The organism is Paenibacillus sp. UNC217MF (assembly GCF_000686865.1).
Taxonomy (GTDB): domain Bacteria; phylum Bacillota; class Bacilli; order Paenibacillales; family Paenibacillaceae; genus Paenibacillus_B; species Paenibacillus_B suaedae.
On the sequence record NZ_KK366027.1, the window covers coordinates 777400 to 790384 of the forward strand.

Here is a 12985-nt window from a genome sequence, read left to right on the forward strand (position 1 = left end):
TGTAATACCTCCTACTTCTGAAGTAATCCATCCAGCTAAGATTGGTGATATGTATATTTTAAACCTAGTTAACTATTTGTTGTATAAATGATTAACGTGCATAGTATGCCTCACTATGCAAAGATATAATGAGCTCCGCACGCCTGCCGGCAATACGGAGCTCATTGTGTATCTGTAGATAAGAGGGCGTCCCTAATATAGACAACTTACCATTTCCGTTGATAAATCGAAAATGAATTAGAATTATGCCTTATTTATGCTTTATCCACGTTAAAGTATTGCGCTTGCGGATGAGCGAAGACCATCGCGGATACAGATGCCTCTGGCTCCATCATAAATCCTTCTGTTAAGTGGATCCCGATATCCTCAGGCTGCATGAGCTTGAATAATGGTTCTTGATCCTCAAGATTTGGACAAGCTGGATAGCCAAATGAGACTCGAATGCCTTGGTATCTAGCACCAAATCTCTCCTTCATCGTCATCGTTTCTGGATCAGGATAGCCCCATACTTCGCGCATCATATGGTGAATTCGTTCTGCCAGTCCTTCTGCAAGCTCCAACGCTACAGATTGAAGCGCATGAGAACGCAAGTATTCACCCTTCTCCTTCCATTGATCGGCCTTGCCGCGAACATCGTCCCCAGCAGTTACAACCAAGAAGCCTACATAATCCATTACTCCGCTTTCTTTCGTACGGAGGAAGTCTGCAAGACACAAGTAAGGTTCAACCTGCTGACGCGGGAAGGTAAAGGTATGCAGTACTTCCTGAACGTTGTCCGGATTGTATATATGAATAGAATCCCCTTCCGATTGAGCCGGGAAGAAACGATACATCGCGTTCGCTTTTAGCACACCTGCTTGTGATTCTTCCACTAAAATCTGATCAACGGTTTCTTTCAAATCAACAGTCTTAGGATCCCGATTCTTCAGAAGCTGTTCCACAGATCCCTTCAATCCTAAATGATGGCCAAGCAGCATCTGGAAGTTCAAATAAGGGATGACTTGAGGAATTGGAATATCTCGAAGAACGTGACGTTCCAAATCCGGCGGAATGTATACCTCTGCTTCTCTTATGTCCGAGCGTACCGCACGTGTAAGCTCTGGCAACTTCGATTGATTTTCCGCTTCACGAGCTAGACGCTCCTTATGAGCGCGGAGCTCTTCCACTAAATTCTGGCGTTCTGAAGAATCCATAATTCTATTGGCAAGATCAAGACCTTCCATGGCGTCCTTCGCATATAAAACTAATCCATCGTATTCGGGGCTAATCCGATTCTTGGTAAATTTCCGCGTCAATGCCGCACCGCCAACAAGAATCGGCACATTGATTCCAGCTGTTCGCAAGTCTTGTGCGGTTATGACCATCTGCTGTGCAGACTTCACAAGCAAGCCCGACAGACCGATTGCATCTGGTTTCTCCTTGCGATAGGCTTCGATCAATTGATCTGGCGGAACCTTGATACCAAGGTTGACGATTTCATACCCATTATTCGATAAGATGATTTCAACTAGATTTTTGCCGATATCATGCACATCGCCCTTGACCGTTGCGAGTAGAATTTTCCCTTTAACAGCAGACTCGTTCTTCTCCATATGGGGTTCCAAGAAGCTTACCGAAGCCTTCATGACTTCTGCACTTTGGAGCACTTCCGCAACGATGAGCTCATTGTTGTTGAACAGTCGTCCGACCTCTCCCATCCCTTCCATTAACGGACCATTAATGACCTCAAGCGGCGAGTACTTCTGAAGCGCCTCCGTTAAGTCAGGAACAAGACCTTCCTTCGTGCCTTCTACTACATATGAAGCTAACCGCTCTTCAAGCGGCAGGTTGCTAGTCTTTTCTTTCTTCTCGACTTTACGGTTGCGGAACGCAGCTACGAATGCAGCCAGTGTATCATCGTTTGTGTCGTACAATAAATCTTCCGCAAGCTTGCGTTCATGTTCTGGGATGGATGCATAGCGTTCCAACTTCTCCGTATTGACGATCGCGTAATCCAATCCAGCCTTCGTGCATTCATATAGAAAGACGGAATTCAATACTTCACGCCCAGCCTCAGGCAAACCGAACGAGATATTACTGATTCCTAGAATCGTTTGAACCTTCGGAATGGTCTCCTTAATGAGGCGAATCCCTTCCACTGTTTCTTTTGCAGAACCAATATATTGTTCATCGCCCGTCCCAACTGGAAACACGAGTGGGTCGAAGATAATGTTTTCAGGCTGTATACCATAATCATTTACAAGGATGTCGAAGGATCGCTTCGCCACCTCAAGTTTATCTCCACGCGTAATCGCTTGACCACGTTCATCAATCGTACCTACAACCAAGGTGGCACCATAACGATGAACAAGCGGTACGACATGGTCGAATTTCTCTAGTCCGTCCTCTAAGTTAACAGAGTTAATAATCGCTTTCCCTTGCGAATACTTCAACGCCAGTTCCAATACCTTGGCATCTGTCGTATCTATGACGAGCGGTGCCTTAACCTTCTTTACAACTTCCTGCAGAAATTCCTTCATATCAAGAGCTTCGTCGCGATCTGGATCCTGAACGCACACATCGATGACATGTGCTCCATTTTTCACCTGTGCACGTGCGACTTCAGCGGCTTCTTCGATTTTACCTTCAGCGATCAATCGCTTGAATTTGCGCGAGCCGAGAACATTTGTACGTTCCCCTACCATATAAGGGCGGCTCTCATTTTCCACATATACCGTCTCAATCCCGGATACAGCCGGAGGATGTTCGCCGAATGCAGTACGTGGAGCATATTCGAGCAATGTCTCTCTTAGTACGCGAATATGTTCAGGTGTTGTTCCACAGCATCCCCCTGCAATATTCAGCCAGCCCTGCTCAGCAAAGGTTGCGATTTTGCGGGCAAGCGATTCTGGTGATTCATGATAGTGACCATTCTCATCGGGAAGCCCTGCATTTGGATAGCAACTGATCGCAGAGTTCGCGATGGAAGCAAGGGTACGCAAGTGATCGCGCATGAATTCCGGCCCAGTCGCACAGTTTAATCCGATCGAGATTGGCTTCAAATGCTCTAGGGAGATGTAGAATGATTCAATATTTTGACCAGCAAGCGTTGTCCCCATCGGCTCGATCGTCCCCGATATCATGAGCGGCAGCGTGATGCCCGTAGACTCGAATGCCCGTTGAATCGCAATCGAACCCGCCTTAACGTTCAACGTATCCTGTGAAGTCTCCAATAGGAGCGCATGAACGCCTGTTTCAATAAGCGCGACTGCCTGTTCATAATAGCTGTCAATTAGCTCATCAAATGTTACCCCGCCGGTAACCGATAAAGTCTTCGTCGTCGGCCCCATAGCACCGGCAACGAAACGCGGCCATTCTGGTGTGCTGTATTTTGCAGCTGCCTCGACAGCAAGCTTAGCCGCGGCAACGTTCAACTCACGTGCCTGATCAGCAATATCATAATCGGCAAGCACGATACTGGTGGCCCCGAACGTATTTGTCTCTAATATGTCTGCGCCCGCTTCTAAATATTGTTCGTGTATTCTAGAAATGACATCTGGACGTGTCAGGACTAACATCTCATTGCACCCATCCAATTGTTCGCCTCCAAAGTCCTGTGGCGTTAAATCGGCTTGTTGGATCATCGTGCCCATTGCACCGTCTAAAATGAGAATGCGTTCTTGTAGTTGTTCCTGTATCGTTCTCGTTTTCATCGCTCTGCCCACCCTCTGTCTTAAACGTTAAACCCTAGTTTAGCAGATGTGATCCGATTAGAAAAGACTCATGAATGAGTCATCGTAAAATGTTTCTTGCCCAAACATTTCCTCTGTACTATAATTAAATAAATAAATCGCATTGGGAAACGGGGGATTTTGCAAATGGCACAGGTACGTATCCGAAACACGAACGAAATCATAAGTGGCGAAGAAAAAGTTCGTTCTTTCCTATCAGCGCAAGGAGTGCTGTATGAACACTGGGATCCGAACAAACTTGCCCCATCTTTGCGTGATAAGTACGTACTATCCGATGAAGAGAAGCAAGCCATTATAGACACGTATGAAGGAGAAATCCGTGATTTGGCTGAAAGACGAGGCTATCGTACGTGGGATTTGATTTCTTTATCAGACGCTACTCCCAATATCGAAGAGCTGCTAAAGAAATTTGAACAGGTTCACACGCACACAGAAGACGAAGTAAGAGCTATTACGGCCGGAAATGGTATTTTCATAATTAAGGGAAGCGACGACATTGGTTATATGGATGTTGAATTGGAGGCTGGGGATGTAATTTCCGTCCCTGAAGAAAAGCCGCACTACTTCACTCTGATGGATAATCGTCAAATTGTTGCAGTTCGACTATTCATTGAAACAGAAGGATGGATCGCGCATCCGTATTCGGATCCTACTTTCCAACAGGCCTAATTCGGAATCATAATCGATAAAAAACGTCCCATTACTGATATTAAGAGGGGCAGCCCCACAAGATCCCGATTTGGATCTTCTGAGGCTGCCCCTTCTTCGCATAAATTCTTGTTATGTATTTAGATTCTTATTTTACAGTAAATTGCTTCTTCGGCATCGAGTGCATGTCACGAGCAGTCACATGAGAAATGACCGTGTAGGTACCAGCCTTATCAAACGTTTTCTCAATCTGATACGTGCCATCTTTCGTGAGCTTCCCCTCAATCTTCTCGTGGTCAGCCCCATCCAGCCACAACTCGAACTCTACTTTATCTGCATCATCTACCTCTTTCTCTTCTTGTGTGACCTGTGCAGAGATGGTGACAGCTTCATTGATTTTGATTTCTTCCGGCACTTGCAAGTTTACCTTAATCATTGCTCGCATCTCATTTTTGCTGTCTTGTTTATCACTGGAGCCATGACCTGCATGTCCTTCATGACCGCCACCTGCTGACGAGCTATTTCCACAACCGGCTAATAGCATTGCTCCTATTGCCATTGTTAGTACGATTAATTTACTCTTATTGTTGAACATAATCGTCGTTCACTCCTCAACTGTATCCTAGATTTATCGTATCACATTATAGACAGCATTCTCCAATTCCTCATGACTCCATTGGGCTATAATGAGCATCATTGTGTGACGATCCTATGACATTTGTCACATTTACCCTTGTAGTTTCATGTGGAGGGTAATCAAATCAAGGCACTCACACTAATCTTGCCGACACCTCGCGAAGATTACCGTATATCAAAAAGGCCTGTGTTCCCACAGGCCTCTTTGTCATACACGCGGAGTAAGTAATTACATCCCCGCCGATTTATGATTCCTTCGAATTTATCTCATCAATAATTTGCTCAATTTCACGCAAGCTTGCAATCGTATATTCAGGGTGAATATTGCCAGACAATTCAACGCCTTTGCGGTTCAGCCACGCATGATGCATGCCAACATTCTGCGCGCCTAGAATATCCGTCGTTAATTTGTCGCCAATCATGATCCCTTCATGCGGTTCGATGCCGAGCAATGACATCGTGTGCTTGAACAGTTCTGGATCAGGCTTCCCTTGTGGATGATGTCCAGAGATAACGATATGATCGAAATAGGATAGAAGCTCACGCTCTCCATTCAGCTTCTCCTGCTGCAAATCAGGCGATCCGTTCGTTAACAACAATAGTGGATATTGCGCAATCAATTGTCGCAGCACCTCATAAGTCTCATCGTACACATACGAACGAGAACGACGTTCACTCATAAATCGCTCCGCCAGCTCGGCACCTAATGCATCATCAGGTTGACCAGCGGCTTGAAGACCTTGTGTCCATGCAGATTGTCGATACATCGGCGCAAGCTGTTCCAACAATCGAAATTCAGGATGTTCTCCCTCTGCAAATCTCCCCCACAGCGCTTCAAAGGGATTAATCCCAATATTCTGTGTGAAAGGATAAGTCTCATAAGAGGCAAACAATTCACGAGCAGCTTGACGAACCAATGCTTCCAATTGTTCTACATTGACCCCAGTCTTATCTTGCGCGTATTTACAAGTTGCAGCAAAAGCTTCCTCAACACAACGCTCATCCCATAACAAAGTATCATCCAGGTCGAACAGTACAGCACGAATAGCCAAGTTTCATCTCTCCCATCACAGCGACAATGATAACGAATCCTCTATATCGGATTTCTCTATTTTTTCGAGTCTTTCTTCGATGTATCTTCGAATTCAATCTTATGTTGATTTGCGAAGGAACGAAGACGTTCCCCCATTGCATTCGTATCATAACGATTCAGCACTCGCGAGAAAATCCAATTCGCACCTTTCCCCGTGTGTTCAATAACAACATAACCAGGTTGGATCGCAATTTTCTTCATATCCTTTGCAGACAGAGTACGGAGACGATTCCAGCGAATCGTAGATACCTCACCTGCTCCAACACGAAGAAATGGTCTTCTCAGGAATAATATAATCCCCAATCCGACGTAACACACGATTGTGATCCAATATAGAGTTGGATATTGATTGTCCGTAATGATACCGCCCAACAATCCATACATAATGGCGAAGGCGATTAAAGCGATTGGCATAATGAAGCTGCGTCCTTTAAACTCTTCGTGTGCAGGCTTGCCAGCAGCGAACGTCGGCTTGCCTTGCTTCATTCGCTGTTTGTTTAACTTTTCACTATTTTGACGGACTTTACGTTCCCAACTGCGAGACATGAATTCGCAACCCCCTGTATAGTAAACGAATAATGTGAATCCATCGTTATCGATGAAGGTTCATTTAATGAACGATCCCGTTCGATCCAGAGTTATCTGTTCCTTCTTCATCTTCTACATAGCGAATAGTGTCTAATTGATTGCGTACCTGCTTGCGGAATAGAACCAAATATTCCTCGCGCAGTTTCGCGCGTTCTTCCATTTCCTCATCGCTCAGCCCAACTGTCTTATGTTTGCGGGCCAATTCATTAATTCGTGCAATAAGCTTGTCGATATTCATCAGGTACCTCCATGTGTGTAAGCATATGTTCTACTTTGACATGGAGGTAACAGCTTGTCAAGCAAGCAGCAAGAAAGCTTTTATATCGCAAAAAAGAGGCCTCTTCGGGCCTCCTACCTTCTGCTCTTATGTATAGGAATGCAAAGCTTCTCAACCGTAAATTCGACAATGACCCCGACTCATCGGATCGGAACGAGCAATACTTCTCCTGCCGGTAAGATATCACCTTTCAATTGATTCATCTCAACGATTTCATATATAAACTGACGCGTATCCGTATGTTCTGGCTTATAAGAGGATGCAATCCCCCAGAGTGTATCTCCAGGCTGAACAAGTACGCGCTCCACAGCAGCTCCATTTACAATTTCCGTTTGGCTATCATCCATGCCAAGCGCTTGAACAATGCTTCCACAAGTAATGAACAACAATACAATCAGGCTCATGATGAATCGAACACGTAAAGGAAACAAACGCTTCTTCTGAATAGGTTGTGAAGCTGTTGTCGACACCTTATAGATTGAACGATATGTTGTATACATCATAAATGACTCATCTCCCAAACACTTGTTCTGTTATCTTGTATAATTTAATCTAACACGAACACACGTTTGAGTCAATGCCTTTTTAGAACGTTCGTTCCCCTTTTTATATTATCGAAAAATAAGCATTTAGCCTCATTTAACTTTCTCTTGTTTCTCTCTCGTAATTTACGAACTTCTCACAATCTTTTTCTTCAGAATCTTTAGAACTTATGTTTGTACGAACGGAGGTTCTGTGGTATAATTTTGTCAAAAGAGTATTCATTGGAGTTGATACCCTTGTCTAAAATATCAAGTCGTCAACAAGCTATCCTTGATTTTATACGTGATGAAGTTCGAGCTAAAGGTTATCCGCCTTCTGTTCGTGAAATAGGCGAAGCCGTTGGTCTAGCATCCAGTTCCACTGTTCACGGTCATCTTGATCGACTCGAGAAGAAGGGATTCATTCGACGTGACCCTACGAAGCCTCGTGCTATTGAACTGCTTAGCCATGATCAATCTGAACGTTCAACAGACTTCTCTCGCTCCTTCGCACGCGTGCCGGTCGTTGGGAAAGTAACTGCAGGCGAGCCAATTACCGCAACAGAGAATATTGAAGATTACTTCCCTCTTCCTATGCATATGGTGGGAGATGACGAGAATGTATTCATGTTGTCGGTCATGGGTAATAGTATGATTGAGGCTGGTATACATAATGGCGACTTTGTCATCGTGCGTCAGCAGCAGACAGCGAACAACGGTGATATCGTGGTAGCCATGACTGAAGAAGATGAAGCAACGGTTAAGACTTTCTATCGTGAGAAGGATCATATCCGCTTGCAGCCTGAGAATCCAACCTATGAACCGATTCGCTTACAGCATGTAACGATTCTGGGCAAAGTTATTGGTTTGTTCCGTGATTTTCATTAAGACATTACATTGATGCCTCGTTCTCTTCTTTTTAAGAAGGGAGCGAGGCATTTTTGCTTTCTTATTATTTCATATCATTTGCTGAACAGTACCTGAACAATCTCATCTAGAAAAGAAGCTTCATAAAATTCGACTTTCTCTCCTTATCTTCATCGAAACAACCTCACCACTGTTCACTCTTATAAACCCTAATCGTTCGAGAGATTTATACCACATCGAATATATACACACATCAACTTTAGCAATAAATATTTATTGTATAACAATAATTTTTTATTGACTAAAAGTATTTATTTGAATAGGATAATACCTAATGATACACCTCGTATAACTGTTCAAAATTCATTTTCACGAACACAAGGTAGGAGATAACTATGAATAACTTTTTCAAACTAAAATCATTCCTCAATTTTGGCTGGCACCAGGCAATGTCCTGCTTGTTCCCCGCTTATATTTTCGCGATGTTGGCACTCACGAAGATCATAGACATTCCATTTATGCATCGCTATGATTTCCTATTGCTTGTTTGTATCTTGGCGCAGGTTCTAATGATCCGGTTTGGGATAGAAACAATGGATGAATGTAAAGTAATCTGTATGTTCCATTTCATCGGTCTTGCACTTGAAATATTTAAAATCCACATGGGATCATGGGGCTATCCGGAAGACGGTTGGTCTAAAATACTGGGTGTTCCTCTATATAGCGGATTTATGTACGCAAGTGTGGCAAGTTACTTATGTCAAGCGTGGCGACGACTGCAGGTCAAGGTAAATCGATACCCTTCTGCTTGGTTAACGATTCCGCTAGGTGCGGCGATTTACTTCAACTTCATGACTCATCACTTCATTTACGATTTGCGTTGGGTTTTGATGATTTTGCTATTCGTCATCTTCTTTAGAACCTACGTGGAATATACCGTATTAGGCGTGACACGAAGAATGCCGATTGTTCTGTCGTTCGTCTTAATCGGATTTTTTATATGGGTGGCTGAAAACATCGGGACTTTCTTGGGCGCATGGTATTATCCACATCAGACGAACGGCTGGAATCTCGTAAAGTGGGGAAAATTCAGCTCATGGTTTTTGCTTGTCATCGTTTCCTTCATGATCGTCGCCCATCTGAAGCATGTAAAAGGAGGACACTTCAAGAGAAATAGTCATACTCGCTTCAATGAGTCGACATTTCAGAAGTAAAACGCAATCTTTTAAATACAAAAGCAAAAAACCTAGAGCCCTAACAGCTCTAGGTTTTGTTACAGTATTCCTTGAATTGCTACTAAAAACTCATATAAGAAATACCCCGCGAACCCAAATAAAATCAGTCCTGCGATAATAGACATCCGCTTAATCATAGTTCGGCTCATTACTCTTCTCGTGACAGCCACAATGGCAAGCAACCCAACATCATGGAGGAGGATACCAGCTAATATTCCTGCACCTACGATTAGAAATTTAGCCGGTTGTGTCGTATCATACGAATCAGATAGCACCGCACCAAAAACGGAAATCCAAAACACAAGATTACCTGGCGATATAGCGACGAGCAGTCCATTTCGGTAGGAACTGAAAAATGATGCATTCGGTTTATCGCCAGCCAATGTAATGCCTTGATCCGAGTTTTTGATGGAATCATAGCCTAAATAAATTAAAAAACATGCTCCGATGAGCCACATAGGGATTTGAATAACAGGGATGGCAAGCACGGAAGCCAAGCCCATATATAAGGCAACGATTAATAGAAAATCAATGGTCATTCCACCTAATCCAACAGCCCAGCCATGCATAAAACCCTTTTTCATCCCTTGCTTCGTCATTTCAACGGTCATGGCGCCTACAGGCATTGCAACGGCAAGCCCCGCTAGTAAATACGTGAAGAAAAGATTCAATTTCCAACACTACTTTCTATATGTAATAGTTGCTAGTCAATATACACTATACTATATAAATACATAATATTATATATTTATGCATGACAAACTTGAAAATATTTAGGCAAGTTGACATATACTAAAAATGAACCACTATTGATATGTATGTAAGAGAACCAAATACTTCATCATATTTAACTACTCAAAAGCTCCATTTGAGCGCATTTCTTCTTCCGATAAATTCTGAGATAAATTCGTTACAATCGTTCCTGGGTGATCAGATAATGCACTACATTAAATTCCTTACCTCGTTTAACCAACTCAACTGCAAATAATGTTATATATCGATTATATTCCCATCTGTGAACTTGCGTTCTATTTAAGTACGCTATTTCATCCAAGTGATATAACTGAGCAAACAGCCAATTCCCCTAACATGTAGGAAATTGGCTGTTTATCTTTTACACAATATCTTAGCGTAGGGTTGAATGTATAAAGTTAATACTCTATTGGGTACAACAAACAATCAGCTTAGAAATAGTTCATACTCATTGCATCACGTATTTCTAACATCGTTTCTTTTGCTACAAGGCGTGCTTTTTCTGTACCCGACATAAGAATTTCATCGATCTTTTTGGGTTCGTTTTGATACATTCTTCTCCGTTCTCTCATTGGTTCAAGTAAATGGTTGATACTTTGCGATATCTTTCGTTTGCACTCCATACATCCAATCTGCCCCTTTTTACAACTTTCATAAATCTCATCGGAGCCTTCTTTACGAAATGCTTGATGATAAGCGTAGACTGGGCAAATTTCAGGATGTCCGATATCCGTTTTATGGATCCGCGCAGGATCAGTTGTCGCTTTCTTTAGCTTCTCACTAACCTCTTCTTGAGTGGAGTCCAAATTGATCGAGTTACCTAGACTTTTGCTCATTTTATTATTTCCATCTAATCCGACCAGTCGTGGAACATCACCTACAAGTGGTTTTGGTTCCACTAACACAGGTTTATAAAGTTGGTTAAACCGCCGGACAATTTTCCTTGTTTGTTCGATATGAGGAACTTGGTCTTCTCCTACTGGAACCAAAGTCGCCTTACAAAAGGTAATATCAGCCGCCTGGCTTACGGGGTAGCCCAGGAATCCGTAATACATATCATGGAATCCACGTTCTGTGGCTTCCGCTTTTATAGTAGGATTGTGACGTAACGAATTGACCGTAACAAACATGGAAAAATAAGTGGTTAACTCAGCAATCTCTGGGATCAAACTCTGAATAAATATTGTTGCGCTATCAGGGTTAATACCTGCTGATAAATAGTCCAATGCCACATTGCGCAAGTTTTGTTTAATTGATTCAGGTTTTTCAAAATGAGTAGTCAGGGCTTGAACATCTGCAAGTATTAAAAAAGTTTCGTATTGGTTTTGCAACTCCACACGATTTTTTAAACTGCCAACGTAATGGCCAAGGTGCAGTTTTCCTGTAATCCGATCGCCTGTCAAAATTCGTTCTTTCACTTATGTTCCTCCTCATAATGTTATTTCTGAAATGCAATCTTGTGATCCACCAACCATCATCCATGGCCATCACCCCTTTCAAGTAATATAAAAAAACCTCGCCCAATAAAGGACGAGGTTTTCGTGGTACCACCTTTTTAATCGCTGTTAGCGATTCACTCTAAAGTACGGCAAGATGGTTTAACCATCAATACGATACTCCTCTCATGATAACGGAGAGAGAATCCCGGCAAAGCCTACTCAATTCAGCGGAGCGATTCAGAAGCCCATTCGGCATCAGGTGAGGATCGGTTCACAGCATCCACCGACTCTCTGAACCTCATTATCTGATACGTACTTGCTCTTCATCAACATCGTTGATCCGTTCATATATAATTGAAAGTATTATAATGGATAACAATCAGTAAATCAAATAAAATTGCATCTTTCGCAGCTCGTTGGGAATCATTTGATTGAATCGATCCAAATACTGTTGTATTTACGAAGGATCCCGCTATGGATGAATTTAGGGGATAATGGAAAATTACATCTAGGAAAAAGAAATAAGAGCCGGGGGATGCCCATACGGCTCTTATTTGCTTACCGGTGTGCCAGCACAACACCAGTATTTCAAACAGATTTGCAGTGTACAGATACAGAGCTATGAAATCAGTCTACTTAGATGCTAAAAAATAAATGAACGGGAAATGATAACCAACAAAATGAACAAGACCAAGATTACACCAATCGAAGTGAAACCTCCAAATCCACATGAGAAACCTCCAACAACTTCACCCATATGCGTTAACCTCCTCTCGTTTGGCACATTTACATCGTATAAATGTTACCTTCATTCTGACCCGGCTATTTCCTATACTGAATTAATTAGGCGGTGTTGCCCCTTCAAAGGGTAGAATTCCACGACTCCGTCCATTGAATTGGCTCTTATTCGAACTGGCCTTTATGCCCCCTCGACAACAGGATATTCAAGTTATCAATACTGAAGATGCGTCATTAGTAAATTTGATCCTCGTGAAATGCCTATGGGGGAATTGTGTGAGCTCAGATCATTTTATCAAATTAACAAAAGCTGCCACAGAGTACGATGACCAACAAAATAAACAGAACCAATATTATGGCTGTAGAAGTAAAGCGATGATGATGACCAATTTCACTCATTTGAGATGCCCTCCTCTCGCTAGATACAATACATATAGTATTAAGGTAGTTATGTGCGTG

At 42.7% G+C, this 12985-nt stretch carries 12 protein-coding genes and 1 other annotated feature; of the genes, 3 read left to right on the forward strand and 9 right to left on the reverse strand.

Annotated features, from left to right (window positions below):
* Nucleotides 1–254: 254 nt before the first annotated feature.
* On the reverse strand, nucleotides 255–3692 hold the full coding sequence (gene metH, locus BP95_RS0119470) for a methionine synthase (RefSeq protein WP_021253911.1): 3438 nt from the start codon (nucleotides 3690–3692) through the stop codon (nucleotides 255–257).
* Nucleotides 3693–3857: 165 nt separating this feature from the next.
* Between metH and BP95_RS0119475 the strand changes: the two genes are divergently transcribed.
* Complete coding sequence (locus BP95_RS0119475) at nucleotides 3858–4400, forward strand: 1,2-dihydroxy-3-keto-5-methylthiopentene dioxygenase (RefSeq protein ID WP_021253912.1); 543 nt, start codon at nucleotides 3858–3860, stop codon at nucleotides 4398–4400.
* A 127-nt stretch (nucleotides 4401–4527) separates the two neighbouring features.
* On the opposite strand, the gene BP95_RS0119480 is transcribed toward BP95_RS0119475, so the two are convergent.
* From BP95_RS0119480 to BP95_RS0119500, 5 genes are all read right to left on the reverse strand, one after another.
* Nucleotides 4528–4974 (reverse strand): FixH family protein, encoded by a 447-nt coding sequence (locus tag BP95_RS0119480; protein WP_028533052.1) that lies wholly within the window; start codon nucleotides 4972–4974, stop codon nucleotides 4528–4530.
* 286 nt (nucleotides 4975–5260) lie between these two features.
* Nucleotides 5261–6067 (reverse strand): HAD family hydrolase, encoded by an 807-nt coding sequence (locus BP95_RS0119485; protein ID WP_021253914.1) that lies wholly within the window; start codon nucleotides 6065–6067, stop codon nucleotides 5261–5263.
* A 56-nt stretch (nucleotides 6068–6123) separates the two neighbouring features.
* Nucleotides 6124–6654, reverse strand: a complete 531-nt coding sequence (locus BP95_RS0119490) for a hypothetical protein (protein WP_021253915.1) — start codon at nucleotides 6652–6654, stop codon at nucleotides 6124–6126.
* Nucleotides 6655–6718: 64 nt separating this feature from the next.
* On the reverse strand, nucleotides 6719–6934 hold the full coding sequence (locus tag BP95_RS0119495; RefSeq protein WP_021253916.1) for a DUF896 domain-containing protein: 216 nt from the start codon (nucleotides 6932–6934) through the stop codon (nucleotides 6719–6721).
* A 179-nt stretch (nucleotides 6935–7113) separates the two neighbouring features.
* Entirely contained in the window at nucleotides 7114–7476 is a 363-nt protein-coding gene (locus BP95_RS0119500; RefSeq protein ID WP_021253917.1) for a LysM peptidoglycan-binding domain-containing protein, read from the reverse strand.
* 276 nt (nucleotides 7477–7752) lie between these two features.
* Between BP95_RS0119500 and lexA the strand changes: the two genes are divergently transcribed.
* A complete protein-coding gene (lexA, locus tag BP95_RS0119505) occupies nucleotides 7753–8382 on the forward strand; it encodes a transcriptional repressor LexA (RefSeq protein ID WP_021253918.1) in 630 nt (209 codons plus the stop codon).
* A gap of 374 nt (nucleotides 8383–8756) precedes the next feature.
* Nucleotides 8757–9575: a DUF817 domain-containing protein gene (locus BP95_RS0119510; RefSeq protein WP_028533053.1), complete on the forward strand. Its 819-nt coding sequence runs from the start codon at nucleotides 8757–8759 to the stop codon at nucleotides 9573–9575.
* A gap of 59 nt (nucleotides 9576–9634) precedes the next feature.
* Here BP95_RS0119510 and BP95_RS0119515 read toward each other — a convergent pair whose 3' ends face one another.
* The 3 genes from BP95_RS0119515 to BP95_RS34060 all read right to left on the reverse strand — a co-directional run bounded on the left by BP95_RS0119515 (nucleotide 9635) and on the right by BP95_RS34060 (nucleotide 12545).
* Nucleotides 9635–10267: a LysE family translocator gene (locus tag BP95_RS0119515; protein ID WP_021253920.1), complete on the reverse strand. Its 633-nt coding sequence runs from the start codon at nucleotides 10265–10267 to the stop codon at nucleotides 9635–9637.
* A 513-nt stretch (nucleotides 10268–10780) separates the two neighbouring features.
* Nucleotides 10781–11767 carry a tryptophan--tRNA ligase gene (trpS, locus tag BP95_RS0119520; RefSeq protein WP_028533054.1) on the reverse strand — a complete coding sequence of 329 codons (987 nt, stop codon included), beginning with the start codon at nucleotides 11765–11767 and terminating at the stop codon, nucleotides 10781–10783.
* Nucleotides 11768–11872: 105 nt separating this feature from the next.
* Nucleotides 11873–12127: a binding site (T-box leader), on the reverse strand.
* 304 nt (nucleotides 12128–12431) lie between these two features.
* On the reverse strand, nucleotides 12432–12545 hold the full coding sequence (locus BP95_RS34060; RefSeq protein ID WP_028533055.1) for a hypothetical protein: 114 nt from the start codon (nucleotides 12543–12545) through the stop codon (nucleotides 12432–12434).
* Nucleotides 12546–12985 lie beyond the last annotated feature (440 nt).

Bases quoted from the DNA above. Each gene is read 5' to 3' on its own strand.
- BP95_RS34060 (WP_028533055.1), bottom strand. From the start codon at position 12,545: ATGGGTGAAGTTGTTGGAGGTTTCTCATGTGGATTTGGAGGTTTCACT.
- BP95_RS0119490 (WP_021253915.1), bottom strand. From the start codon at position 6,654: ATGTCTCGCAGTTGGGAACGTAAAGTCCGTCAAAATAGTGAAAAGTTA.
- metH (WP_021253911.1), bottom strand. From the start codon at position 3,692: ATGAAAACGAGAACGATACAGGAACAACTACAAGAACGCATTCTCATT.
- BP95_RS0119500 (WP_021253917.1), bottom strand. From the start codon at position 7,476: ATGATGTATACAACATATCGTTCAATCTATAAGGTGTCGACAACAGCT.
- BP95_RS0119475 (WP_021253912.1), top strand. From the start codon at position 3,858: ATGGCACAGGTACGTATCCGAAACACGAACGAAATCATAAGTGGCGAA.
- BP95_RS0119480 (WP_028533052.1), bottom strand. From the start codon at position 4,974: ATGTTCAACAATAAGAGTAAATTAATCGTACTAACAATGGCAATAGGA.
- BP95_RS0119495 (WP_021253916.1), bottom strand. From the start codon at position 6,934: ATGAATATCGACAAGCTTATTGCACGAATTAATGAATTGGCCCGCAAA.
- BP95_RS0119510 (WP_028533053.1), top strand. From the start codon at position 8,757: ATGAATAACTTTTTCAAACTAAAATCATTCCTCAATTTTGGCTGGCAC.